The sequence below is a fragment of the Cloacibacillus sp. genome, from assembly GCF_020860125.1.
Classification (GTDB): domain Bacteria; phylum Synergistota; class Synergistia; order Synergistales; family Synergistaceae; genus Cloacibacillus.
The window spans coordinates 1-24,793 of sequence record NZ_JAJBUX010000001.1; the positions used below are offsets into that span (position 1 = coordinate 1).

Here is a 24,793-nt window from a genome sequence, read left to right on the forward strand (position 1 = left end):
CGAGCCGTTCTCGGGTTCGGTTATAGCTCTCTGCCACACTCCGAAATGCTATAATTCGCAGCGCCTGGATTCTTGCCAGCACTTGTTTGGTAAGGATTCCAGGCGTTTATTTTTTTGTTAAAAGAGTAATGTTTGGCGGGAATCTACGAATTTTTCTTTTTTCGTTTTCACTCCGAGGAGCAGTTTCATCGCGGCATATTGCCTGTCTGTTATCTGCAAAAATCGCACGGAGCCCTTTTCGGGCAATTCTTTTTTCAGCCGTTCTAAATGTTTGTCCACTGCGTCTTCTCCGTTTACGATCCTGCAATAGACGGAAAACTGGAGCATGTCATAACCGTCGGAGATGAGGAATTTTCTGAATTTCGTATATATTCTCCGTTCGTCTTTGGAGACGACGGGAAGATCAAAGAATACTAGGATTCTCAAGAATCTTAACCTTTTTGCGGCGGGCACGGCGCTAACGGAGATCCAATACCGGCAGTTTCAGCCGTTCCGGATCGCCTGACGAAGTGGCGGTGCTGAAGCTGGCGGACATTATATCAATCGCCCTGATGATACTTTGCCGCGCATAGTCGATCGTTATCGGGGAATTAAGCAGGGAGACCAACGCCGTTCTGTCTTTTATTGTGAAACTTTGCCCTTCCTCAATATTCCGTGCAGTCCAGAGATCAACCACGGGTCGCAGCGTTTCCATGAAATCGTCCGCCAGATTGAAAGAGTTAAGTTCATTTTTATGATGTATGCCGATGGCACACAAAAACCCATATGATGTCAGGGATCTGGCCACCGCGCCGCGCATGATTGAATATCCGTAGTTCAGCGCGGCGTTTACACAGTTGTCCTCTTGGCGGGTTGTCTGCGGCATATAGCTGTCGAAGTATATTCTTGCCGCGGCGCTCTCTCTGTTTTCCTTATCCCCGCTGCGTACATCTGTCGCGATGGCACGAAGCTCGTCAGCTCCTTTTTTGCCGAGAATTTCAAGACAGGCGGCCTGGTTATTGATTTTTTGCCGAACCACAAGCCGCCAGCAATTTTTTCTGAAGGGCAGGGTCTGTTCCAACTGCCCCTTCAATACCTTCAGAAACCGGCTGTGTCCTTGATATGAGACTAAGAGGCCGAAGGGAAGGTGGCTTTTGCCGCACGTAAAAAGCGGTATATCCTTTTCCGCGAGCACATCAAGGAGACTGGAGGTGATGATCGCCTGTTCAGTCTCTACGATTATAACCGAGATGTCTTCAAGCGGGATTTCCACCTCTTCTTTCTGTCCGATGACAAGGTGGTTCAGTCGAAGTGAAAGTTTCGCGGGGCTGCCGATTACCACATTACGCCAGCTCATGCGATGGCTTTTCTCTCTTCACCTTGTGGCAGCTTCCGAGGACATCCACCTGATATTTTTCAATAAGCTTTGCGGTCCTAACTCCTATCCCACGCCACGACACACTGCCGTCATGCTTTTTTATTTCAATAGCGCCAGTTGCTCTGTCGCAGCTGTTGTAATATCCAAAAATTTCCCTGCCTTTGCTGTCGATTATCCTTACCAGATCGTTTTTAAATAGTGAGAAGATGAAGTTATAGGTTCCGTCTATAGTGATCCATTCATCTTCTTTTTTGCCGGGCGCTATTGCCTTGTTCTTTACAATTTTTTTTGCGATATCGCTGACATAATACGGTATTAAAAAGTATTTGCCGTTTTTTTGATAGAGATCTACCCTGACCATACCGTCGTTGAAGGCGATACCGCCGTTTACCGGCAGGCCGGCGGTGCGCGAGTCAAAAATTTTAACAGAACGTACGACGGGGCCGGGGTTTCCATTGCTGGCCGGTTTTCTAAAACCATCCTTGAACGCTTTTTCCGGCTTATCTCCATATTCTTCGAGTCTTTTGGCAAGCGCTTCGTAGAGAGCACGGTCTCTTTCTTTACCTACCATGTTCTCAAGGTCGCTTTTTTTTAGAGATGTCAGCGCTTTTTTTACGACTATTCTTGGTGGATCGTCATTAAGATATTTCGCTGAGTATATGGTGTCCTTATGGGCGGCCCCTGTCGCCCCGCGGTCAGGACGGCGGGAAACGAAGATAGGTTTCAGCTCGTTCAGTTCGCTCTCGCTGTAGCTGGTGAGGCCGAATTCCCTTATCTTTTCCGCCGGGTTTTCGGAGAGGCGTGCTTCGACCTCTTTCCTGAAGTATTCCCACGGTTCTGGGCAGCGCCTTTTTTTATTGCCCTCTGCGTTGACCTTTAATTTTTGCAGCTCTCTGTCACGCGAATAATCGGAGATTTTTTTTATTATACCTGGCGTTGCCGCCGCGACGACGCAGGCGTCAAGCGCATGGTGAAGGTCGCTGCTTTCGCGGTCTTTCAGAGCATTGATTCCCCACTGCCAGCGCAGCGTTGCTGTGGCCCGCCCGTTGATTCTCGTGACATGATTTTCGGCCTTTTTTTCGGCAAATAACAGATTTTCCTCCAGCCATTTTGCGACGTATTTTGTTATGTACCTCGTATCGCTCAAATTCCGCTCTTTCATTTCAGAGATGTCACTATCATCAAGGCTCTTTATCTTCAGGCGTGCGGCCTTTTTCCTGTTTTGGATATTGGCGTTGACACGAGCGGTGAATTCGTCCCATTTTTCACCGTCACCGCCGAAGTAATCATAGGGAAGGCGGTTCCCCTTCTCTCTGTTGGCGCCGGAAGTTACCAACACTTTATTTATCCGGCTGTCGTCAAAAGAGATGCTGTACGGAATGATATGGTCTATCTCCGCGAAGCTATCGTCACTGCCGTTGAAGACGTCCCCGGGTGCGAGATATTGTCCGGTGTATAGACAGAAACCGTTTTGTTCCTTCCAAAGACGAAATTTCTCAAGCTGCCGCCCGTTAGGCGCGTAATGAAACTTGTCCTGAAACTCTTTTGCAAGCTTTTCCTTTTGAGATCTATTTTCTTCCTGCTCTTTTATAATTTTATCTCTTTCTTCTTTCGAACGGGAGAGGTCCCGTGCAAGCTCAACCTGAACTGACTCTGGCGGCCCGTATTTTCGCACGACGGCGTTTACTACTTTGCGTGTCTCTGCGATGGCGCGGATGACGACGGGATTTCTTATTTCTTCCCAATCCGGCACGGGAAGTTTTAGGGAGCGCTCTTTTTCCGCTGGTTTATAGTGGATGTAACCGGCCTTGACGCATGCTTCGTCATAGCGGCAGCCATCTTTTTCCATAAACGGGATAAGCTTGCCCATCGCTGCGGCTGACAGATTTACGACGCCGGAAAAGTTGAGTGGGAGAACCGCGTCGATAATCTTTTTGTCAATGTTCCGTTCCTCAAGATACCTCGTAATATCATCATCTGTCTTTTTGAATGTCAAAGCGTAGGCTAAATCATCGAGAAGGCGCGGGTTTACGCTTATTGTCTCCCAATAGTCTTTTCCTAATTTTTCTGAGAGGCATTTTTTGAAGGTGTGCCAGCCTTTCAGCTCAACAAAAACGCTGTCTTCGGGATCTTTGTCCTTTTTTGTGAACGGAAGGCTGTCAAAAACTAAGTTATCCTGCCAGTTGAGAGCTTTTCGTATCTGTTTATATGTGACCTTTGTATTCTTGTAGGCAAGGTTATCAATGGTTCTCCGTTCATCTATGCTCAGAGGAACTTTTTTGCCGTCTGAGCGTACTCTTAGATTTGCAATTTTGCTTAGGAGGATGAAACGTTCCGCGGTCCACGACGCCTTTGGCGCCCTTTTTTCGGCAGGCTCAATAGAGCAGTGTCCAATAAGCTTTTCTATCGTGCCGTCGAACGCGAATGGGAGCTGTCTTCCAAAAATATCCTTGTATTCTTTCTCTAATTCCATAGAGGCATAGGTATTTCCAAATTTACGCTGTTCTTCAAAGAGAGCCTCTATTTCTCTCTCTATATCCTTACGAAGAATAGTATGTGAGTATTCTCCGCCCTTGTTGCGCTTGTGGCCGGAAAATTTAGGGTCGCTTTGGATGAGTTCCCCGACTGTCCTGTAGCCGGCGCCATTGTTGCCGGCCTTGAGCAGTTCGCTGTTTTCTTTTATTCCGGACAGTGCCCTGCCGTCCTCGCTGTTTTTTATGTCGCTTTCAGCCACAGTCCTATTTGATTTAAAGCCTCTATGTTTTGCCATGTGTATGAGGACGCGGCCCCATTCCTCACATGTTAGCAGGCGGTCAAGCCCTTCGGCTCTAAGCACCCAGGGAGTACATGGATGTGGGGAATTAAAGAGGTTGTCCATATCAGTCTGTGAAAGGATCTCGTGGGATACGATGAGCGAACGAATATCCGACATGCGCTGCCTTTTTCGTCTGAGCCTGCGGCGCGTACTTCTTGCCTCTCTGCGCGGCGCGGCAAGAGAGGCTCCTGTCTTTGGTTCTTCCGCTCTGTCAAATATGCGGACGCCAAGATCTGCTATTTTTCCCCCGGTTAGGTTGAGAACAGCCCAACCGACGGAGGTAATTCCAATATCTAGGCCGAGTGAGTAACGTTCAAGCATGGAAGAATTCATGAGGAAACCTCCCTTTTTATTTGTCGCTGTTTGTCTATTTGAAAGAGGATACCCCGGTCAAGGTACTAAAACCAAAACCGGGGCGAACCTTACGGTAACATCCCAGTTGGGATGCACTTATTATAGCAATGTGCCACACTCCGAAATGCTACACATGCGAACCGTGACCTTAGTATACGTTGTTTTTATATTTTATGCAATAATTTTACTCTTATAAAATTATAATGTAACATTGTTGTCTTAAGTTAAGAACGATATCAATAATCTTGTCACATACCATGCTCAACGTGCGGCGTACCGGTAACGGAGCCTCGTCCCGCGGACTTCGGCGTGCTTCCGCCGCCGCGGATGAATTTTATCGTCTCCTCCGCGGAAGGGATATTTAATGTAAAATAAACGAAAGGATATCCGGCAGAGATCGGGGGCTGTGCGTATGTTTTTCAGTGGCTGGGGAACTCAGGGTAAAAATAAAAAGATAGTTCTTCTCGCTGCGGGCTTTTTCCGGGTCAGTTCCTAATTCTGTGTAAACATCCTCAGTCTTGTAGTTCGAGACTAATTCCCATGCGCGTTTCAAACGTGCGCTGCGGCTCTGCTCTGTACGTAAAACATAGCTTCACCATAGCCGGATGTCAATGGCGTCCAGCTTGTTTTTACTTATTGCCAGGGGTTATTCCGGGATTCTGTCCTCGAAGTATACGTAGAGCTGGGCGAGTATCTGTCCCCAGTCTATGCGGCGCCCCGTCCATTTCTTAGTTATGTCCATCATTGCCAGGTAGAGCATTTTTAACAGGCTGTCATCTGTCGGGAATACGGACTGGGCCTTGGTGACTTTCTGCAGCTGCCTGTTGAACCCCTCTATCGCGTTTGTCGTGTATATCAGCTTTCTTATCTCATACGGGTACTTGAAGTATGTGCTGAGGTTCGCCCAGTTCTCCCTCCAGGACTTGGTTATATAGGCGTATTTCTTGTCCCATTTCTCACCAAAGGCATCGAGAGCTTCCAGCGCGGACGCTTCGTCTGGAGCGGTATATACGGCCTTCAAGTCTTTCATGAGCTCCTTTATATCCTTATATAAAACGTACCGCCCAGAATTGCGAAGCTGGTGTTTGACACAGCTCTGTATCTCCGTCTTGGGGACGATACGTAAGGTTTTATATGACAAAGTGAATTTATCAGCAATTCCTTAAGGCCGCGCGCCCCGCGTTTCGCGCGGGGACGCGCGGTCGTCGTTGTGGACTGTTTCTGTTGTTTATTGTCCGTCGATCAGCATCCTGAATCCGTATTCCGCAAAGAGGCGCGCCGCCGCGGCCATCCTCTCGTCGTCGGGCGTCTCAAAGTCCTCTATCGCGAATTCCCTGCCGAGCCGCCGGTATTTCTCCGAGGCCGATTTGTGGAGCGGCAGCAGGTTCACCGTACGCACGGACGTCTCATCGCGCAGAAAACAGCAGAGCTCCTCCAGCGCTTCTTTATCGTCGTTCACGTTCGGGATTACCACCATGCGCAGGACGATCTCCTTCCCCAGCTCCGAGAGGCGGCGCAGGTTGGCCTTGATCGGCGCGTTGTCCGCCCCTGTGTATTTCCGGTGTTCGGCGGCGCGGATATGCTTGACGTCGAAGAGGAAAAGGTCGACGTAAGGCGCGGCCTTTTCCACTGCCTCGCGCGGGGCGAAACCGCTCGTCTCGACCGCCGTGTGCAGTCCCCGCGTCTTAGCGAGCGTCAGGCATTCGCGGAGGAAATCGGCCTGAAGGAAGGGTTCGCCGCCGGAGAATGTCACGCCGCCGCCCGATTCCTCGTAGAAGATCCGGTCCTTTTCCGCCTCGGCGATAACCTCCGCCGCCGTGACGCTTCTGCCGACCTTTTCCAGCGCCTCAGCCGGACAGCTTTCGGCGCATCTGCCGCAGAGACGGCACTTCCCGGCGTCGAACGAGATCCCGCCGTCCCTCGGCGAGAGCGCGCCGGCGGTGCAGAGGGAGACGCATTTTTTGCAGCCGACGCAGCGCTGCCGGTAATAGACGATCTGCGGTTTGACGGATAGCCCCTCGGGGTTGTGGCACCAGAGGCACGCGAGCGGGCAGCCCTTGAAAAATATCGTCGTCCTGATGCCGGGGCCGTCATGGATAGCGTAATGCTCGATGTTGAAAATCGTGCCGTTCATCTGCCGCCCTCCCCTTCGCCTCCCGCGGCTTCGGCGGCCTTGGCGAATTTGCGCCCCGCAAGGAAAAAGCGCGCGTCCCTGAGCAGCATGAAGAGCAGCATCACGATGCCGATGTAGCTGCAAAGCGTGTAGATGATGTTGATGAAGCTGCGGTATGGCACATAAAGGGCCATCAGCAGGCCGAGCACGCCGACGCCGACGGTGATGAGGCGGAAGCGGCGCGAAAGGTCGCCGCCAGCGAAGCGGCTGGAGGTCGTCCAGAGCAGGGGCACTGCGGTGGTGTAGACACTGCCGAGCACGATGAAGGCGAAGAAGTTGCCGAGCAGGGGCGAGAGCCTGTTCGCCAAGATCAGGTTTGGGATGGCGGCGGTCGCGACCTCTTTGATGTTGCCGATGAGCGCGAACGAGCCCACCGTAGTGGTGACGAGGACCGCGAAGCAGGCGAGCACGATGCCGGTCGACAGTTCTTTGAGATCGCTCCTGGCCCCGAGCTCCGCCGAGAAGGCTGCGAACCAGCCGATCACAGTGACGGAATGGAAGATAGAGCCGATCCAGAGGTTGGGGCCGATCGATATCTGTCCCAGATTGCCCTCCCGGATCAGGCGGAAGCCCTCGGGAATGTTTTCATAACTGCGCGCCAGCGTGAAGAGCGAGATAAGAAAGACGCTGACGATGAGGATAGGCCCAAGCTGCCCCAGCACCCTCACGATACCACGCAGTCCGAAGATGTTCGTCGTCACGACGAAGAAACAGAAGATGACCGCGCCGAGCCATTCCGGCATCGCGAACTGCTGCACGAGGGTGGCGGCGGCGCCGCTGCACATCACCATATAGCAGAGGCCGCAGGAGATGATGATGAAGATGTCGAAGGCGAGGCCGATGATCTTACCACAGTAATAGGTGAAGATATCGCCGTGCCGTTTGAATTTTTCCCGCGCCCCCGTCCGCGTGAAGCTCCAGTTGTAATACCAGAAGATCACCAGCGCCAGCATCGGCCCCAGTAAAAAATGCCAGCCGTAGGCGAAACGAAGATAATACTGCATGAGGTCCTGTCCAGTGGCGTAGCCCGAGCCGAAATAATAGCTGATGTAGCTGCCGGCGAAAATGAGGATCGATTTCCAACCGCCGGTTTTCCCGTTGATATTTGTCATCACAAAGCCTCCGTCTCTTTTTTACTATATAAGACCTAACGTATCGTCCGCTGATTACGGCCGGGGAGCCGTAATCAGCGGCTCCCTAACTGTGGGCCGTCCTGCGGATGATCTCGTCCTGCAGCGACTTGCCGACGGCGTTGAAATAATCACTGTATCCCGCCACGCGCACGATGAGATTGCGGTATTTCTCCGGCTCTCTCTGCGCCCCGCGCAGCGTCTCCGCGTCGCAGACGTTGAATTGGAGGTGATAGCCGCCGAAGCGGAAATAGGTCCGTATCAGCCCCGCGAGCTTTTGGATGCCGTTCTCGTCCTTCAGCGCGTCGGGCAGGAACTTCATATTCAGCAGCGTGCCGCATGTGCGGGCGTGGTCCATCTTCGCCGCCGACTTCAGCACGGCGGTCGGGCCGCCGCGGTCCGCCCCCTGCACCGGCGATATCCCCTCGGAGAGCGGCGTGAAGGCCGCGCGCCCGTCAGCCGTCGCCAGCGTCATCTCGCCGAAATACATGTGACAGGTGGTGGGGAGCATATCCATGCGGTAGGTGCCTCCGCGGCTGTCGGGCCTGCCGTCCACGGCGTCGATGAAATAATCGGAAATTTCCTTCATGATGGCGTCGGCGTAATCGTCGTCGTTGCCGTAGCGCGGGGTGCGGTTCGCGAAGACGGCGCGCATCTCCCCGCGGCCCTCGAAGTTGCCGTCGAGCGCCTCCACCGTCTCAGCGAGAGTATACCTTCCCTCGTCGAATACGTGCTTTTTGATCGCGGCGAGGCTGTCCGTCACCGTGCCGATGCCGACGCCGGGCAGCATCGAGATGCTGTACTTCGGGCCGCCGTCGTTGTAGTTCCTGCCCTTGGCGACACAGCCCTCGATGAGCGAGGAGAGGAAGGACTGCGGCAGGTATTCGGCGAACATGCGCTCGAGATACTGCGTCCCGCGCAGCTTGGTCTCGATGACGTGCTTCGCCTGGAGCTTGAAGGCCGCGATCAGCTCCTCATAGTCAGCGAAGTCCGCCGCCGCGCCGCTTGCCGGGCCGATCCGGCGCTTTGTCCGCGGATCGACGCCGTCGTGGAGCGCGAGTTCGAGTATCTTCGGGAAGTTGATATAGCCGATGAGCGGCGCGGCCTCCTTGCCGTAGCAGGTCGTCTCCACGCAGCCGCAGATGCCGCCGCCGCGCGCGTCGGCCAGCGTCTTGCCGGTGCGCAGCTGCTGTTCGATCGCCGCGTCGGCATTGAAGACCGCCGGGAAGCCGCGCCCTTTGCGGATCACGCGGCAGGCGTATTTGAGAAATTCGTCGCTGTTGACGCGGCTGAGCAGGATGTGTGCCTGTGGCTGGATGAATTCAATCTTGTCGAGTATGTCGAGGAAGACGTAAGAGAGCTCGTTGACTGCGTCCGTCCCCTCCTGCGTCATCCCGCCGAGGCTGATGTTGACGAAGTCGTTGTAAGTTCCGCTTTCGAGCGCGCTCACGCCGTACTTGGCAGGCGCGGGGTGATTGTTGAACTTTATCCACCAAGCGCATAGAAGCTCCTTTGCGGAATCCTTTGTCAGTGCGCCACTCTCGACGTCTTTTTTATAGAAGGGGTAAAAGTGGCGGTCGATATGCCCGGGATTGCAGCCGTCCCAGCCGTTGGCCTCTGTGACCACGCCGACATGGAGGAACCAGTAGGTCTGCAGCGCCTCCCAGAGGTCGCGCGGCGCGTGCGCGGGGACGTGGCGGCAGACGTCGGCCATCTTTTCCAGCTCCGCCCGTCTCGCGCCGTCCGCGCAGAGTGCCGCTTTCTCAGCCAGCATCTCCGCGTATCTCTTGGCGTAGAGGATGAGCGCGTCGCAGGCGATATCCATCGCCGTCAGCTCCTCCCGCTTGTCGGAGGCCTCGGGGTCGTTCATGAAATCAAGCGCTGCCACAGCGGACTTGATCTCCTCCTTTATCCCCAGCAGCCCCGTCCTGTAGATCTTTCCGTCCAGCGCCATCGATCCGGGTGCGCGCTGCTCCAGCGTCTCGGTGATGAGCCCGCTTTCGTAAATATCCATCCACTCGCGCTCCAGCCGGCCGAATACGCGGTCCCGCAGCGAGCGGCCGCGCCAGTAGGGAATGACCTCGTTTTTGTAAAGATCCTTCGTCTCGTCGGAGACGTTGTAGGTGATCATCCTCTGCGAGGCGAGCATCTCCAGATCTTCGAGCGAGTGGCAGGCGATCTCGGGGAAGGTGGGGATGCGTTTGGGGGCGCTCCCGCGCTCGCCGACGATTAACTCGTCGTCGCCGAGATAGAGCTCCTTCTTTTGAAAAAGATCCTTGAGGGCCAGCGCGCGCAGCACGGGGATGCTGTACTTGCCGTCGTTTTCCCTGTAAAAGGCCGTGATCACGCGCGCCCTTTCGGGATCGATCCAGACCTCGGCCTCCCGGCTGAGTTCTCTGAGGCGCTTCACCCTCTCCGTGAGCGCTAGGCGCGGGCCATCTGCCGGCGCAGCGCCCAATGGCTATGACGTCATATAAAAAACCTCCTGTTCAGTTGTCAGTTTCGGTTATCGTCTTGGCGGGGAAATAGGTTGTCATTGGTGCGGCGCGGAAATGCCGCGCGCCGCCCGGTGACGGCTGCCGTCAGTCTTCCAATACGGCGGAAAGAGAGCGCAGGAAGGAGCCGGCGGGGAAGGCCGCGATTTTCTCCGCAGTGAGGAAGATCCCGTCCATATAGATGTCGCTCGTAAAATCCTGCACCGATATCTTTATCACTTCATCCTTGCGCGCGAGCGTGATCTCATGTCCCGAGAAAGGCCCGGGCCAGGGAAGGCGCTGCGAGAAGACCGGCACGCCTTCGATAGCGGCGCCGAGGACACCGTCGTAGCTTTCCCTGCTCGCGACCGCGCCCAAAGCGCCCTCGGAGGCCGCCGCGGCCGCAAGAGCCGCCGCCGTGCCGCTGGGGGCGTTCATCATCTCGTTCGTGTGCTGGTCGGTTATCGTGACGTACGGATAATATTTGCGCGCATGCTTGATGAAATCGGCGGCGAGGCTGATGCCGAGCCCGTAATTGGGGATCACGGCCCAGCGCAGGCCGCGCGCCGCTACCTTGTCCCTGTACGGCGCGAGCTGTTCCTCCGTGAGGCCGGTCGTGCCGATGACGGCGTTGAGCCCCGCGTCGAGATAGGCGCGCATATTGTTCTCAAGGACCGGCGTCGCGGAAAAATCTATCGCTACGTCCGGGCGGCTCGCCTTCAGCGCCTCCGCGAGCGACGGCAGGATCGTCATTCCCAGCTCCTTCGTCCCCGCCGCGACGCCTATGTCGAGGCCGGTCTCCTTCGCCCATCCTCCGACAAGCTCAAATCCCTCTTTCGCCTCGATAGTCTTCACGATCGCACGTCCTACATTTCCTGAAATCCCGGTAACAAAAACTCTGATCATCGCTCTTCCTCCTATCGCCTTGCGGCTGATATTTTTCTTTTACGGCCGCATGATATCACGAAGGGATTTGCCTGCACAAGAACGCAAAAAAACATTAGATACTAAAGCAAAGTTGAGTGTTGACAACGATAGTGTAACAATCATAGAATCGCCTTGAAAACGTTTGCCGGGCGACAGCGCCGCGCCGCGGAAAATTTAAAGTATGGAGGAATCGCCGAGAATGCTAAACTTTAAATACATGATCGACATCATTGACGGACATACCGCCGGTGAGCCGGTCAGGCTTGTCACGGCCGGGCTGCCCCAGATAAGGGGTCGGAGTATGCTGGAGAGGATGAATTATTTCAGGGAAAACTATGACGGCCTGCGCAAGATGATCCTGCGCGAGCCGCGCGGGCACAACGACATGTACGGGGCCGTCCTGCAGCCGCCGGTGACAGACGACGGCGACATGGGGCTCTTTTTTATTTATAATGGCGGCGTGAGCACCATGTGCGGACACGCGACGATAGGGGCCGTAAAAATGGCCGTCGATACCGGCATCGTCGCCGTGCCTGACGACGGCGTATCCGTGATAAAGGTGGATACGCCCGCCGGCCGCGTCACAGCCACCGCCGACGTTCACGGCGGCAGGGCGGTAAGCGTCGCGTTTACGAACGTTCCCTCCTTCGTCTATGGGGACGGCATCAGGGTCCCCGTCAAAGGCATCGGCGAAGTCGAGGTCGCCGTGGCTTACGGCGGCGCCTTTATGTGCTTCGTGGAAGAAGAAAAGCTCGGACTCAAAGTCCTGCCCGAAAACAGGGCGCGGATCGCGGCGCGTGCCGTCGAGATAAAAGATTGGCTCAATGAAAACGTCGATATCCGCCATCCGCAAAACCAAGGGATAAAGGGGATATACGGAACGCTCGTCACCTCACCCGTGGAAAAGAGAGAGGGCGGCTATGAGAGCAGGAACGTTTGCGTCGTCGGCGAAGGGGCCGTGGACCGTTCTCCCTGCGGAGTCGGCACCTCCGCGCGAATGGCGCTGCTCATCGCGAGAGGCCAGATGGACAAAAAGAACGATTTCTACTCGACGAGCATTCTCGGCACGGAATTCGTCGGCTCCGTCACGGCGTCTGAGGACGTCTGCGGTAAAGAGGCGATAATCCCCCAAATCAAAGGCTCCGCCTATATCAGCGGTTTCAACAAGCTCGTCCTTGACCCGAGCGACCCGCTCCCGGAAGGATTCTTCCTTTAGGAGGGGCGTCGCTTGCCCGGTCTATAAAAATTAAAAATTGAAGTGAATTTTGTCGCGGGAGGGGGGGCCGATATGTGAAAGCTGCCCCCGCGATAAGATGCTATAATGCCCCTATATAATTCCGACGAAACGAGGATTTCGTAATGGATTACGAACTGAAAGACTGCACCAGGCCGGGGGCCGAACTGAAGGATACGGGATTCGGCTACACGCTCTCCCTGATAGGCGGCAAATACAAGATGATAATCATCTACTCCCTCGCGCAGCACGGCAACACGATGCGCTTCAACGAACTGCACCGCTTCATCGGCAACGTCTCCTTCACCGCCCTCAGCACCGCGCTGAAGGAGCTCGATGCGAGCGGACTCGTCGAACGCAAGGAATTCCCGCAGATCCCGCCGCGCGTGGAATATTCGCTGACGGAAAAGGGCGTCTCGCTGCTCCCGCTGATGGAAGACCTCTGCGCCTGGGGCAAAAAACACCGTCCCGCCCGGTAAGCGGGAACATTTCTTCTGTGTCGGAGCGCGCCCGTTCAGTTGGGCGAAAACGGCAAATGCTGGGAACGGCTCCTTGCCCTCGCGCGCGGCTGTCCTGTAAAAGACAGTATCTAACCGGCGTATTCCTTATGCCTCGCCATATCCTTCAGCTCCTGCAGCGTTTCGGGCGTGATGTCGCGTGAAAAATAGGAGCAGTAGACGGAGTTGTTCTGCAGCAGCGGCTCAGTTCTCAATTCAGGCAGTCTTTCCGCCGCCGCTTCAAAGTGCGGTGTGCCGGGAATGGGGGAGAATTCCGCGAGCTTTGGCGTGCCCCCATGGTCACGGATGAAAGCTATCGTTTCTCTGACGGAGGTGAGGTCCTGCCCGGGGAGGCCGAGCAGGATGTAGGTCTCGCAGTCCTTCGTCTCATACCCCGCCGCAAGCAGATTCTTCACCGCGGCGGCGTATTCGCCGCGCGCCACCTTGCCGGAGCTGTCGCGCGCCACTCCCGGATCGATGCTTTCGAGCGACAGTCGAATGGTCTTGAAGCCGCTCTCGTAAAGTATGCAGGCGCATTCCGCGTCTATCTGGCGTACATGGAGGCCGTTGGGGGTGTGGAGGCGCAGTTTGCCGCCGCAGCGCGCCTTGATCTCGCGGCACAGCGGGTAAAAGAAATTTTCTTTATCCAGCAGCAGCGCGTCGTCGTAGAAGGCGAAGTCTTTCGCGCCCAGGGCGGCCTGGAAGCCGATCTCGCGCAGGACCTCTTCGAGGCTTCGCCGGTGGTATCGCGGCCACAGGACGTTTGAGGCGCAGTAACGGCAGGAAAAGGGACAGCCGAAGGAGGTCATGACTACGCCGTAGGCCGGTCTGCCGTAGAGGTCCATCGCTGGATAGGGCGCCTCCGGCTCGCAGCGGTCTCCAATGATATAATCGGCCCCGAGTCCCGCCGCATGCTCCGGGCAGAGGCTTGCATATATGCCGCCGAGTACCACGGGGCTCTGTGGAAATATCTCCTTTAATACGCCGATTGCCCAGCTCACTCCGGGATACCAATAGGTCATCGCCGAGGTGAGAAGGATGTAATCGGGGCACTCCTGTCTCTCAAGTAATGATATTATTTCACTTTTGGTCAGACCAAAGTGGCTGTATTTTCGCGGTATCATGCGGTAAACTTCCGGTTTCCCGACCTCTTCTTTTCGGATCTTCACTCTCCCGAAGCTCTTTTCGCCGTCGGCGGCCTGCGCGATGCAGTCAAGCAGTTGGACATCGTTACGCGTTCTGAGGCTTTGGAGGAGGTAAAGAAGGCCCAGCGGTTTGGACCAGAGATCCATGAAGGCGAAGTCCCGCACCGGCGGGTTCACGCCGAGAACCCGTGCGCCGCGGAGGCTGACTAGCTCCCGCGTGGCGAGGGGTTTAGAGATTGTTTTGGAGTGTCCAGTTTGTGAAATAATTTTGTACGTCATCGATACCCTTTCTTCGGAAAATATAAACTTTTAAACGGTTCAGAGTTTAATGCAAAATGCCTCTTTACGAAAGCCTTTGACTCCGCTTTGTGCGATAAATACACTGAAGGTGCAGATAAATTGTGCTTTCCGCACAATGAAAACGCGGTCAGACCATAAGTGAAGATTTCGCAAGTAATAATATCGTATCAAAAATAGGACAAAAAGTTTATAAGTATGCAGAAATAAAATTAATCGCCCAAAATCACGAAAAAACGTCTGATACCAATATTATAAATTGCGTTCACAATATGTTGAACTCATTGTTTGCGGTAAATTGTCATAAATTATTGGACTATTTAGAATACGTAAAAAGGCTTGCCAACTTCCCTAAAAAGTAGTATAAGGTGTACTGGGTAGTCCACCAAGGAGGTTTTTTCACAATGATAGACGCGCCGGTTTCAAGAGGAACTCGAATCTATGAAAAAGTGGTTGAAAAACTGAAGGGTGAAATAGCCGCGGGCAATATTCTTCCTGGCGATCCGCTTCCTTCGGAGCGTCAGCTTATGGATACTTTTGGCGTGAGCCGCAGTTCGCTGCGCGAGGCTTTCCGTGTGATGGAGCTTCTTGGGCTTATTGAGTCTATCCCAGGTAAGGGGCGTTTCGTACGCCACCCCCGCACCATCTCCGCGGACCGCAATACGATCCAGCTCGAGGACTCGGCCATACTTGAGCTTATGGAGGCGCGCCGCATACTTGACCCCGCGATCGCCGGTGAGAGCGCGATGCGCGCGACTCCCTCGGACCTCACAAGGATACTGCGTGTCATCACGACGACGGAAAAGACGCTTTCCAGTCCCGAAGAGCGCGCGCAGGCAGACTTCGACTTCCATCTCCTGCTTGCCGAGGCGACGCATAACTTCGTATTCATAAACCTTACAAGGATGAATTTTGACCTGATACTCGCGACGCACGAGAGGATATATAACCTTCTCGACGACAAGGACGCCTTTCTCAACGAGCACAAGGAGATGTACGAGGCGATCCTCGATCATAATGTGGATAGGGCGCGCGAGGCGGCCTCCCATCATATCGACAGGATTTACCGTACGCTGCACAAGGGAATTGCGGCGGGCGAATAAATACATAAAAACAAGTGTGGGACAGACAACAAATTTATAGGAGGAATTGTGATAATGGAGAAAAAAATCAGAGAGCTCTTTCCGGAAATCGAATGGATCAAGGACCCCGAACTGCAGGCCAAGGTAGTGGCCTCATATGTGGACGCCCTTAAGACAGGCGGCTGGGAGCCCGAGGATATGGACAAGATCCCCTTCACGCTCCTTATTCCCAACTGCCCCTTCTCTTATCTTGAGCACGTCCGCGGCGTGACGCGCGTCGCGAAGAGGGCGATGGATGAGTTTAACGCCATCTACTCCGCGAAGGACGCGAAGTTCACGATCGACAACGACCTTCTTGTCGCCGGTGCGCTTCTCCACGACGTAGGCAAGCTGGTGGAGTACGAGCGTAACGCCACCGGTGAAACGGTGAAGTCGCCTGTGGGCAAGAACCTCCGCCATCCCTTCTCTGGTACAGTCATCGCGATGCGCAACGGCTGCTCCGACGCGATCGGGCACATCATTGCTAATCACGCTAAAGAAGGCGACGGCACGCTCCGCAGCCCCGAAGGCGTAATCGTCAACAAGGCCGACTTCATTAACTTCGAGTCCGTGAAGTCGTTCCTTGGAATGAAATAGTTAATATTATCCACCTAATCGAATACGGAGGGATATCTAAAATGGGCAAGACATCTATCGTCAAGATCATGGAAAAGGCATCCGGCCATCCTGTAAAGGTCGGAGACCGCGTCTGGTGCAAGATTGACTGGGCGACCTGCCGCGACTTCGGCGGCGCGAACGTCGTTCTCCAGTTTGAAAAGGAGATGGGCAAGGACGCGAAGGTATGGGACCCCGACAAGCTCGCCTTCACCTTCGACCTTCAGGCTCCCGCTCACTCGGAGAAGGTAGCCACCAACCAGAAGATAATTCGTGAGTTCTGCAAGAAGCAGGGCGTCACCCGCGTCTTCGACATCAACCACGGCATCGGCCAGCACGTAATGCTTGAAGCCGGAATGATAAAGCCGGGCGACGTTGTTCTCGGCACTGACAGCCACATGAACCTCCTCGGCGCTGTGGGCTCCTTCGCCACGGGCGTCGGCAACTCTGACATCGCTGCCTCCTACATCGCGGGTACAAACTGGTTCCGCGTTCCCGAGACGATGAAGATCGAAGTAACGGGAAAGTTCAAGCGCGGCGTCTGCATGAGAGACCTCCTCACCCATATCGTCGGCGACCTCGGCGCCGGCGGCATGGACTTCCTCGCCGTAGAATTCACCGGAGAGACGATCGACAACGCGACTCTTGACGAGCGTATCACGCTCTGCTCGATGGTCACAGAGATGAGCGGCAAAGTCCCCCTCATCATGCCGAACGGCGAAGTGCTCAAGTGGCTTGTGGAGCGCGCCGGTCCCGAAGTGGCGAAGCTCGCCGAAGAGCTCAAGGCCGATCCAGACGCCGAATACTGCAAGGTCCTCCACTACGACGTGACGGATCTTGAACCGCTCGCCTCCTGCCCCGACGCTCCCGACAACGTGAAGCCGGTGCGTGAAATCGCGGGTACGGTCGTCGACCAGGTCCATATCGGCTCATGCTCGAATGGGCGTTATGAAGACATCAAGGCCGCTCACGAAGTGCTGATGGCCGGCGGCGGCAAGGTCAGCCCGAAGGTGCGCACGATCATTACCCCCTCGACTACGGAGATACAGCTGCGCTGCGTGCAGGAGGGAATGGCCACGGACTTCCTCAAGGCCGGAATCGTCTTTACGAACCCGACCTGCTCGCTCTGCACGGCGGAGCACTACGGAGCGATGCCCTCCGGAGACGTGGGCTGCTCGACGACTAACCGCAACTTCATCGGCAAGGTCGGCAAGGGAAGCCACACCTACCTTATGAGCCCGATGACCGCGATGGCTACGGCCGTCAAAGGCTGCATCACAGACCCCAGAGATATACTGAAGTAGAGGAGGAAGAGTGTTATGAGCGAAATTCTCAAAGGCAGAGCGTGGGTATTCAGCGATGACGTCGACACCGACCTCATCTATCACAACAAATATCTCGCGGAGACCGATCCTAAGAACATGCCGCAGTACGCCTTCGAATACTATCCCGGCAAAGAAAACTTCGCCAAGGAAGTTAAGCCCGGAGACTTTGTGGTGGCCGGCAAAAACTTCGGCTGCGGCTCAAGTCGTGAGCACGCCGTCTATTGCCTCGAGTACGCGGGAATCCCCTGCGTCCTCGCGGAGACCTGCAGCCGCATTTACTACCGGAACGCGATCAACAACGGCTATCCCGTTCTCTTCGTGAAGGGCATCTCCGACGCCATCAAAGAGGGAAAGATCAAAGACGGCGATCAGCTTGAGGTCGAGCTCTCAACGGGAACGATCAAAGACGTCACCAACGGCAACACCTTCCACGGCGACGCAGTCAGCGATCTCGAAAACGACATAATGAAGGCCGGTGGCCTCATGAACTACATGAAGGCCAAAGCGGCTGCGAAATAGAGAGTAACAGAGGGAGGATAAATCTTATGGGCAAGACATTTGCAGAAAAGGCGCTGGGCAAGGCGGCCGGATACGAAGTGGTAGCCAACCAGGTCGTAACGGTCGAGCCGGACTGGTGCATGAGCCACGACAACGGCGCTCCGATCGCCAGAACCTTTAAGAAGATCGGCGTCAAAAACGTAAAATATCCCGAGCGCATCTGCTTCATCCTTGACCACGCCGTCCCCGCGCCCTCCAGCGACCACGCAGTGAACCACAAAGAGGTCCGCGAGTTCGTGAAGGAGCAGGGCATCCCTAACTTCTACGACGTGAAGAGCGAGGGCGGCGTATGCCACCAGAAGATGTGCGAAGAGGGTTACGCCCTTCCCGGACTCGTTATGGTGGGAAGCGACAGCCACACCTGCACCTACGGCGCCTACGGCGCCTTCTCGACCGGCATCGGCCGTTCCGAGATGGCGGCGGTCTGGGCCACGGGCAAACTCTGGTTCAAAGTTCCCGAGAGCATGAAGGTCGTCGTCACCGGCAAATTTAAGCCCGGCGTCTCGGCGAAGGACTTCATCCTCAAGTTCATCGGCGACGTGCGCGCCGACGGAGCCGACTACATGAGCGTCGAGTTCCACGGCGACGGCATCGAGAACATGAGCATCGCCGAGCGTATGACCCTCTGCAACATGGGCATTGAATTCGGCGCGAAGAACGCCGTCTGCAAGCCCGACCAGAAGGTCCTCGACGCGATAAAAACCAACGCGAAAAGCGACAAGTGGGAGCCCCTCTGGGCCGACGAAGACGCGGTCTACGCGGCGGAGTACCACTACGACCTCGGCGATATCGAACCCGGCGTCGCGAAGCCGCACAAGGTCGACAACTACGCCCCCATTGAGGAAGTAAAGGGCACCCCGATCCATGAGGCGTTCCTTGGCTCCTGCACCAACGGGCGTATCGAAGACCTCCGTCTCGCCGCCGGCATCCTCAAGGGTAAAAAGGTTGCCGTCCGCACGGTCGTCATCCCCGCTTCCTGGATCGTATACCGCCAGGCGATGAAAGAGGGACTCTTCGACATATTCCTCGACGCCGGCTGTATAATCTGCAACCCGGGCTGCGGCCCCTGCATGGGCAACCATGAGGGAATCCTCGCCCCCGGTGAGGCGGCGATCAGCACAGCCAACAGAAACTTTAAGGGGCGCATGGGCGACAAAGAGAGCTTCATCTATCTCGCAAGCCCGATGACGGTGGCAGCATCTGCAATCAAGGGCGAAATTTCAGACCCGAGGGAGGCGCTATAATCATGTCGGTAAAAGGTAAAGTCTGGAAATACGGCGACGACGTCAACACGGACGTCATCTTCCCGGGGAAATACACATATACCATCAAGGAACGCGCGGACATGGCGAAGGTCGCCTGCGAAGACCTTGACCCCGAATTTACAAAGAATGCCCAGCCGGGAGACATCATCGTCGGCGGCAAAAACTGGGGCTGCGGCTCCAGCCGTGAACAGGCGGTCTCCTGCCTCAAAGAGCGCGGCATCGCGGCGATCATCGCCAAGAGCTTTGCGCGCATTCACTACCGCAACTGCTTCAACGAGGGGCTGCCCATCATCATCTGCGCCGACGCGGTAGACGCCATCAACGCCGGGGACGTTGTGGAGATAGACTTTGACCGCGGTGTAATCATCGCCGGCGGCAAAGAATATCCCTTCCCCCCCTATCCCGAATTTGTGCAGGGACTGATCAAAGACGGCGGGCTTATTCCGCACGTCAAGAAAGAGCTCGGTCTATAGCGCCGCTGATTATATGCGCCGTTCGCGTTGCGGCTGGCACATCTGATCTGCGTAATATGGGTAAGTTGAATATTAAAGAAAACTAGGAAGCAATAAAAATTAAGAGGAGGAACTACAACAATGGCACGCAACATAATGAAGGTAAAAGAGACGAAGGATCGCTACGATGTAACCTACATGGCTGGAGACGATTCCGGCTTCGATATGATGGAGGGCGCGCTCCTCGTCCTTGACGCGATGAATCTGCCCATCAACTGGCACCGCGCCGACCTTGGCTGGTGCATGTGGGAGAAGTCGAACAAGAAATTCGGCGAAGGCGATCCCCGCTGCAACACCGTTCCGCCCGAAACGATCAAATCGATCCGCGATACGGACGCCACCCTTATGGCGGCCATCACCTCAAAGGCCGGCGTAAAAGGCTTCAAGTCCGCCATCCTTCAGATGCGCCAGCTCTTTGACCTCTACATCAACATCCGCCCCGCGAAGAAGCTGCCTGGAATCGGCACACCTCTCGTGAAGGACCCCGACATCGACATCGTCATGTTCCGTGAGAACACGGAAGACCTCTACGCGGCGGTTGAATTCTTCCCGCTTCCCAAAGAGATGTTCGACCTCCACAAGGGCATGGACCGCTTCCGCGAGGGCAAGGGCGACGTCGCCGTTTCATGGCGCGTATTCTCCGAGCAGGGATGCGAGCGCATAATCCGCGCGGCGTTTGAATATGCGAAGGCGACCGGCCGCAAGACGGTACACTGCGGCAACAAGGCCAACGTCATCCGCCAGACGGACGGCATGATGAAGAGAAAGTTCCTCGAAATAGCTAAGGAATACGAGCAGTACGGCATTAAAGCCTACGAAGAAAACGCCGACGCGACGGCCATGTGGCTCATCAAGAACCCGCAGGATTACAGCATAGTCGTGGCCTCTAACGTCTTCGGCGACATCCTCTCCGATGAAGCGTCACAGCTCACGGGCGGACTGGGCTTTGCCCCCTCGGGAAATATCGGCGTTGACGCGGCCATATTCGAGCCGTCAAGCGGATCGGTCCCGAAGTATGCCCACCAGTACAAGGTCAACCCCAGCGCGATGATCATGACCGCGAAGATGATGCTTGAATACCTCGGCCTCGACGAAGACGCGGCGAAGATCGAAAAGGCCCTCGGCGAAGTCCTCGTTGAGAACAAGCCCGGAACCCTTACATACGACGTCCTTCGCGACTTCCGCGGCGACCCCGACTGGGAAAAGAACGCGGCCTCCACGATAGAGATGGCCACGGCGATCGCCCAGAAGCTCAACCCCGAATTCAAGGGCGAGAAGCTTGCGGCGGCCAAAGAAAAAGTCCACAAGATGTGCGCCTGGGACGAGGCTTCGCTCATCGGATTCGCCGACTAATTTTTAAATAACGAACGCCGCTCCGCAGTTATCCTAAGTGGGGCGGCGGCGCTAAATAATCCAGCGGCCTTCCAATCGGTAAGAATCAGAATCGAGAGGCGGGCCGCGTCAACTATCGCCGTGCGGTGGAAACGCCGGCGATGCGGCGGTAAGTGCGGCATTATAAAAAATAACCGACGATTAGTAAGAAAGACCAGACCAAGGGGGAAAAGAGAGATGAAGACATCCCAGGCCGGCACACTCGAATCAATGGACTGCCTCGTGACCCTCACCGAAGCGCCATCGGGAGCCGGAATCAAAATAGAGATAACGGGAGCCAGCGCGGCCCGCTTCAAAAGCGCGATGGAAAAGAAAATAACCGACACCCTGTGCGAGCTGGGTACGAAAGACATCGAAGTCAGAGTCCAGGACAACGGAGCCCTCGACATCGTCCTCGGCGCTAGAGTCGAAGCGGCCTACAAAAGACTGCAAAAGGAGAGTGTTAAATAAATGAGACGCACAATGCTCTACCTTCCGGGCAACAACCCCAACATGCTAACGAGAGGCTACCTATTCGGCTCCGACGGAATAGTCCTCGACCTTGAAGACGCCGTGGCGATGGTAGAAAAAGACACGGCGCGCATACTCGTCTCCAAATACCTCAAACAGGGAGAATTCGGAGACTGCTACGTCTCCGTCCGCATCAACGGCATAGACACCGAATACTGGAAAGACGACCTCGCGGCCATAGTCCCCAACAAACGCCTCGACGGAATCCGCGTCCCCAAAGTCGAAGACGAAAACACCGTAAAAATAATAGACGAAGAACTCTCCAGACTGGAAGAACAAAACGGCCTTCCGGTGGGCAAACTCAGCCTCCACTGCCTCCTTGAGACCGCGCACGGCATCTGGAACGCCTACGAAATAGCCAAAGCCTCCCCGCGCATAGAGGCCATCATCCCCGGAGGAGAAGACCTCCGCGCCGACCTCAAAACCAACCGTTCAGACGACAGCACAGAACTTGAATGGGCGAGAAGAATGCTCGTCTTCGCGGCGCGCGCCGCGGGAGTAGAACCCCTCGACACAGTATTCGCGCGCATAACCGACGACGAAGGACTGCGCAAAGAGACCGAATTCATCAAACAGCTCGGCTTCTCCGGCAAATCCATAATCCACCCCAACCAAATAAAAATAATCCACGACATATTCAACCCCACCGAACAAGAAATAGCCAAAGCGCAGAAAATAATCGCCGCGGCCAAAGAGGCGGCTGCCCGTGGGCAGGGAGCGGTAACAGTAGACGGCAAAATGGTAGACATCCCCGTAGTCAAAAGGGCGGAATACACACTCGTCCGCGCCGGCCTGGCATAAACTGGTCAACAAGAGGTGAAATGACATGACGATAAACGCAGTAAAACGAGAAATCCCCGACTACATAGAGGGCTACGGCCAAGTAAAACACTACCAGGGAGCCTTTGCGAAAAAACCCGAAGGCAGCATATCGGGAGCCAAACTCCGCTGCTACAACAGCGACATCACCGACAAAACAGTAGCCTCAGTCAAAGAGGCCATCAAAGCGGCGGGCCTCAAAGACGGCATGACAATCTCCTTCCACCACCACCTCAGAAACGGAGACTACGTAGTCAACATGGTCCTGGACGCCTGCGCCGAACTTGGCATCAAAGGACTCACCCTCTTCCCGACCGCCCTCTTCGGAGTCCACAAAAAAGTCATAGACCACATCAAAAGCGGAGTAGTGACAAAAATCATGGGCTCCGTCAACGGCCCCATAGGCCAGCTCGTCTCCGAAGGCGGCATGCAAGTGCCCGTAGTCCTCAGAAGCCACGGAGGGCGTCCCCGCGCCGTAATGGCGGGAGACGTCCACATAGACGTCGCCTTCATCGGAGCGCCCACGGCGGACAAATACGGCAACATCTGCGGCACCCTGGGCAAATCCGCCTGCGGCTCCCTGGGCTACGCCTACACCGACGCCGACTACGCCGACAAAGTCGTAGCAATAACAGACAACCTCGTACAATACCCTGCGGCGCCCGTCTCCATCCCCCAGACCAAAGCCGACCTCGTAGTAGAAGTCCCCTCCATAGGCGACCCCGCGGGAATAGTCTCCGGAACCACCAAAGTCACCAGAGACCCGCTGAGACTCCTCATCTCCAGCTACGCCTCGCGCCTCATAGAAGCCAGCCCCTACTTCAAAGACGGAATATCATTCCAGACCGGAGCCGGAGGCATCCCGCTCGCAGTCACCGCCTTCATGAAAGAGGCCATGCTCAAAAAAGGAATCAAAGGCAGCTTCGGACTCGGAGGAATAACCGGCTACTTCGTCGAACTCCTCAAAGATGGGCTCGTGGACAAACTAATGGACGTCCAGTCATTTGACCTTGAAGCCGTCAAATCCATCGGAGAAAACCCCAACCACATAGAAATCTCCGCCGACTGGTACGCCAACCCATGGAACTGCGGAGCGGCGGTAAACATGCTGGATGTCGTAATCCTCGGGGCGACAGAAGTAGACACCGACTTCAACGCCAACGTCAACACCGAAGCCGACGGAGCGCTTCTCCATGGGACCGGAGGCCATCAGGACACCGCGGCGGGAGCCAAACTGACAATAATAGCGCAGCCGCTCCTGAGAGGCAGAATCCCCTGCGTGACAGACAAAGTCTACAACGTCACCACGCCTGGAGAAGTAGTCGACGCCATAGTGACCGAATACGGAGTCACCCTCAACCCGAGAAGAAAAGACCTGTTAGATGCCGTATCTGGCCTCAAGGGACTTCCTATAATCAGCATGGAAGAGCTGGCGGCGAGGGCGAAGAAAATGTCCGGACCGACCGACCCCGTGGCGACCACAGACCGGATAATAGGAGTAGTCGAGTGGAGAGACGGCACCGTTATCGACGTCGTCAGACAGCTTAAAAAGTAAACAGCGTACAAGCAGCAGTTAAGTTAAATAGAAAAAGACAGAGGCGTCGCCGTGGGGCGGGGCCTTTGTCTTTTATACGGGGGATGTTAAAATAGGGAGAAGGGGCCGCTATATAAAAGATTCCGTTACATGGTACAAAATACGGTACGCACAGAATTACCTTAAAAAGGTAGGTGTCGCCACCAGCGCGAAGCTGAAGCGCGCATGATTTTTATAGGAGCTTCGCGCTTCGCTGTGCGCCTGTAATAGACGAAGATTTTTTATAAACTTAGAACCATGCAAATGCGTAGATCGTACACTTCGCGCAATATAGAGAAAAATATGTTGGTATTACTGTATAAAACAGCTATTACGTCGTGCCCTCCGCGGGCACGCTAGTTGAAACTGGGGTGCTCAGTGCAGGAGATTTTAGGGCTAGGTCGTGCCCTCCGCGGGCACGCTAGTTGAAACTCTCCCCGCAGACCGCACAAAACACATAGCCATGTCGTGCCCTCCGCGGGCACGCTAGTTGAAACCGTATGACGATATTAATGCGGACGAACTTTTACGTCGTGCCCTCCGCGGGCACGCTAGTTGAAACACCAACTAGGCTTTTCACCAACTATATAAGATGTCGTGCCCTCCGCGGGCACGCTAGTTGAAACTTTTTCCTCTCAATTTTGAGAGGGATCTTTTTCGTCGTGCCCTCCGCGGGCACGCTAGTTGAAACTGCATCTAG

The 24,793-nt window shown here is 55.3% G+C and carries 21 protein-coding genes and 1 CRISPR repeat array (1 of these 22 cut by a window edge); of the genes, 12 read left to right on the forward strand and 9 right to left on the reverse strand.

Translation table 11 applies throughout. The features are described from left to right. Nucleotides 1–117: 117 nt before the first annotated feature. The 8 genes from cas2 to LIO98_RS00040 form a co-directional block, all read right to left on the reverse strand. Nucleotides 118–426 carry a CRISPR-associated endonuclease Cas2 gene (gene cas2 / locus LIO98_RS00005; RefSeq protein ID WP_273310741.1) on the reverse strand — a complete coding sequence of 103 codons (309 nt, stop codon included), beginning with the start codon at nt 424–426 and terminating at the stop codon, nt 118–120. Between the two features lie 31 nt (nt 427–457). After that, nucleotides 458–1,336, reverse strand: coding sequence for a type II CRISPR-associated endonuclease Cas1 (gene cas1 / locus LIO98_RS00010; RefSeq protein ID WP_291952264.1), 879 nt, complete (start codon nt 1,334–1,336; stop codon nt 458–460). Beyond that, nucleotides 1,323–4,505 (reverse strand): type II CRISPR RNA-guided endonuclease Cas9, encoded by a 3,183-nt coding sequence (gene cas9, locus LIO98_RS00015; RefSeq protein ID WP_291952265.1) that lies wholly within the window; start codon nt 4,503–4,505, stop codon nt 1,323–1,325. The genes cas1 and cas9 overlap by 14 nt, the downstream gene beginning before the upstream one ends. A 667-nt stretch (nt 4,506–5,172) precedes the next feature. Further along, complete coding sequence (locus LIO98_RS00020; protein ID WP_291952266.1) at nt 5,173–5,667, reverse strand: transposase; 495 nt, start codon at nt 5,665–5,667, stop codon at nt 5,173–5,175. An 87-nt stretch (nt 5,668–5,754) separates the two neighbouring features. Next, nucleotides 5,755–6,660: a glycyl-radical enzyme activating protein gene (locus LIO98_RS00025; protein WP_291952267.1), complete on the reverse strand. Its 906-nt coding sequence runs from the start codon at nt 6,658–6,660 to the stop codon at nt 5,755–5,757. After that, nucleotides 6,657–7,811 carry a hypothetical protein gene (locus LIO98_RS00030; protein WP_291952268.1) on the reverse strand — a complete coding sequence of 385 codons (1,155 nt, stop codon included), beginning with the start codon at nt 7,809–7,811 and terminating at the stop codon, nt 6,657–6,659. Before LIO98_RS00030 ends, LIO98_RS00025 begins: the two co-directional genes overlap by 4 nt. Before the next feature lie 85 nt (nt 7,812–7,896). Then, entirely contained in the window at nt 7,897–10,239 is a 2,343-nt protein-coding gene (locus tag LIO98_RS00035; RefSeq protein ID WP_291952269.1) for a glycyl radical protein, read from the reverse strand. 172 nt (nt 10,240–10,411) lie between these two features. Further along, nucleotides 10,412–11,209, reverse strand: a complete 798-nt coding sequence (locus tag LIO98_RS00040; RefSeq protein WP_291952270.1) for a dihydrodipicolinate reductase C-terminal domain-containing protein — start codon at nt 11,207–11,209, stop codon at nt 10,412–10,414. 220 nt (nt 11,210–11,429) lie between these two features. Between LIO98_RS00040 and LIO98_RS00045 the strand changes: the two genes are divergently transcribed. Further along, a complete protein-coding gene (locus tag LIO98_RS00045; protein WP_291952271.1) occupies nt 11,430–12,446 on the forward strand; it encodes a proline racemase family protein in 1,017 nt (338 codons plus the stop codon). Nucleotides 12,447–12,589: 143 nt separating this feature from the next. After that, nucleotides 12,590–12,943, forward strand: a complete 354-nt coding sequence (locus LIO98_RS00050; protein WP_008709551.1) for a helix-turn-helix domain-containing protein — start codon at nt 12,590–12,592, stop codon at nt 12,941–12,943. Nucleotides 12,944–13,053: 110 nt separating this feature from the next. Here the strand turns inward: LIO98_RS00050 and LIO98_RS00055 are convergent, their stop codons facing one another. Beyond that, complete coding sequence (locus LIO98_RS00055) at nt 13,054–14,385, reverse strand: B12-binding domain-containing radical SAM protein (RefSeq protein ID WP_291952272.1); 1,332 nt, start codon at nt 14,383–14,385, stop codon at nt 13,054–13,056. 422 nt (nt 14,386–14,807) lie between these two features. Between LIO98_RS00055 and LIO98_RS00060 the strand changes: the two genes are divergently transcribed. From LIO98_RS00060 to citF, 10 genes are all read left to right on the forward strand, one after another. After that, entirely contained in the window at nt 14,808–15,506 is a 699-nt protein-coding gene (locus tag LIO98_RS00060; protein WP_291952273.1) for a FadR/GntR family transcriptional regulator, read from the forward strand. Between the two features lie 54 nt (nt 15,507–15,560). Then, the gene (locus LIO98_RS00065) at nt 15,561–16,121 is read left to right on the forward strand and encodes an HD domain-containing protein (RefSeq protein WP_291952274.1); all 561 of its coding nucleotides are present in this window, start codon (nt 15,561–15,563) and stop codon (nt 16,119–16,121) included. 41 nt (nt 16,122–16,162) lie between these two features. After that, the gene (locus LIO98_RS00070; protein WP_291952275.1) at nt 16,163–17,443 is read left to right on the forward strand and encodes an aconitase/3-isopropylmalate dehydratase large subunit family protein; all 1,281 of its coding nucleotides are present in this window, start codon (nt 16,163–16,165) and stop codon (nt 17,441–17,443) included. 15 nt (nt 17,444–17,458) lie between these two features. After that, entirely contained in the window at nt 17,459–17,983 is a 525-nt protein-coding gene (gene leuD / locus LIO98_RS00075) for a 3-isopropylmalate dehydratase small subunit (protein WP_291952276.1), read from the forward strand. Nucleotides 17,984–18,009: 26 nt separating this feature from the next. After that, on the forward strand, nt 18,010–19,266 hold the full coding sequence (locus tag LIO98_RS00080) for a 3-isopropylmalate dehydratase large subunit (RefSeq protein ID WP_291952277.1): 1,257 nt from the start codon (nt 18,010–18,012) through the stop codon (nt 19,264–19,266). Between the two features lie 2 nt (nt 19,267–19,268). Further along, entirely contained in the window at nt 19,269–19,760 is a 492-nt protein-coding gene (locus tag LIO98_RS00085; RefSeq protein WP_291952278.1) for a 3-isopropylmalate dehydratase small subunit, read from the forward strand. 120 nt (nt 19,761–19,880) lie between these two features. Beyond that, on the forward strand, nt 19,881–21,152 hold the full coding sequence (locus LIO98_RS00090; protein ID WP_291952279.1) for an isocitrate/isopropylmalate family dehydrogenase: 1,272 nt from the start codon (nt 19,881–19,883) through the stop codon (nt 21,150–21,152). A gap of 216 nt (nt 21,153–21,368) precedes the next feature. Continuing rightward, entirely contained in the window at nt 21,369–21,641 is a 273-nt protein-coding gene (citD, locus tag LIO98_RS00095; protein ID WP_066742459.1) for a citrate lyase acyl carrier protein, read from the forward strand. Continuing rightward, entirely contained in the window at nt 21,642–22,502 is an 861-nt protein-coding gene (locus tag LIO98_RS00100; protein WP_291952280.1) for an aldolase/citrate lyase family protein, read from the forward strand. It begins immediately after the preceding gene. A gap of 25 nt (nt 22,503–22,527) precedes the next feature. Further along, entirely contained in the window at nt 22,528–24,075 is a 1,548-nt protein-coding gene (citF, locus tag LIO98_RS00105) for a citrate lyase subunit alpha (protein ID WP_291952281.1), read from the forward strand. A gap of 353 nt (nt 24,076–24,428) precedes the next feature. Then, a CRISPR array of direct repeats spans nt 24,429–24,793; the repeat unit is 32 nt; unit sequence GTCGTGCCCTCCGCGGGCACGCTAGTTGAAAC (it continues 450 nt past the right edge of the window).

Coding starts and splice junctions, on each gene's coding strand:
- LIO98_RS00070 (WP_291952275.1), top strand. CDS start 16,163: ATGGGCAAGACATCTATCGTCAAGATCATGGAAAAGGCATCCGGCCAT.
- citD (WP_066742459.1), top strand. CDS start 21,369: ATGAAGACATCCCAGGCCGGCACACTCGAATCAATGGACTGCCTCGTG.
- LIO98_RS00090 (WP_291952279.1), top strand. CDS start 19,881: ATGGCACGCAACATAATGAAGGTAAAAGAGACGAAGGATCGCTACGAT.
- LIO98_RS00040 (WP_291952270.1), bottom strand. CDS start 11,209: ATGATCAGAGTTTTTGTTACCGGGATTTCAGGAAATGTAGGACGTGCG.
- citF (WP_291952281.1), top strand. CDS start 22,528: ATGACGATAAACGCAGTAAAACGAGAAATCCCCGACTACATAGAGGGC.
- LIO98_RS00030 (WP_291952268.1), bottom strand. CDS start 7,811: ATGACAAATATCAACGGGAAAACCGGCGGTTGGAAATCGATCCTCATT.
- LIO98_RS00050 (WP_008709551.1), top strand. CDS start 12,590: ATGGATTACGAACTGAAAGACTGCACCAGGCCGGGGGCCGAACTGAAG.
- LIO98_RS00045 (WP_291952271.1), top strand. CDS start 11,430: ATGCTAAACTTTAAATACATGATCGACATCATTGACGGACATACCGCC.
- cas1 (WP_291952264.1), bottom strand. CDS start 1,336: ATGAGCTGGCGTAATGTGGTAATCGGCAGCCCCGCGAAACTTTCACTT.
- LIO98_RS00055 (WP_291952272.1), bottom strand. CDS start 14,385: ATGACGTACAAAATTATTTCACAAACTGGACACTCCAAAACAATCTCT.
- cas9 (WP_291952265.1), bottom strand. CDS start 4,505: ATGAATTCTTCCATGCTTGAACGTTACTCACTCGGCCTAGATATTGGA.
- LIO98_RS00065 (WP_291952274.1), top strand. CDS start 15,561: ATGGAGAAAAAAATCAGAGAGCTCTTTCCGGAAATCGAATGGATCAAG.
- LIO98_RS00100 (WP_291952280.1), top strand. CDS start 21,642: ATGAGACGCACAATGCTCTACCTTCCGGGCAACAACCCCAACATGCTA.
- LIO98_RS00060 (WP_291952273.1), top strand. CDS start 14,808: ATGATAGACGCGCCGGTTTCAAGAGGAACTCGAATCTATGAAAAAGTG.
- LIO98_RS00085 (WP_291952278.1), top strand. CDS start 19,269: ATGTCGGTAAAAGGTAAAGTCTGGAAATACGGCGACGACGTCAACACG.
- LIO98_RS00025 (WP_291952267.1), bottom strand. CDS start 6,660: ATGAACGGCACGATTTTCAACATCGAGCATTACGCTATCCATGACGGC.
- leuD (WP_291952276.1), top strand. CDS start 17,459: ATGAGCGAAATTCTCAAAGGCAGAGCGTGGGTATTCAGCGATGACGTC.
- LIO98_RS00080 (WP_291952277.1), top strand. CDS start 18,010: ATGGGCAAGACATTTGCAGAAAAGGCGCTGGGCAAGGCGGCCGGATAC.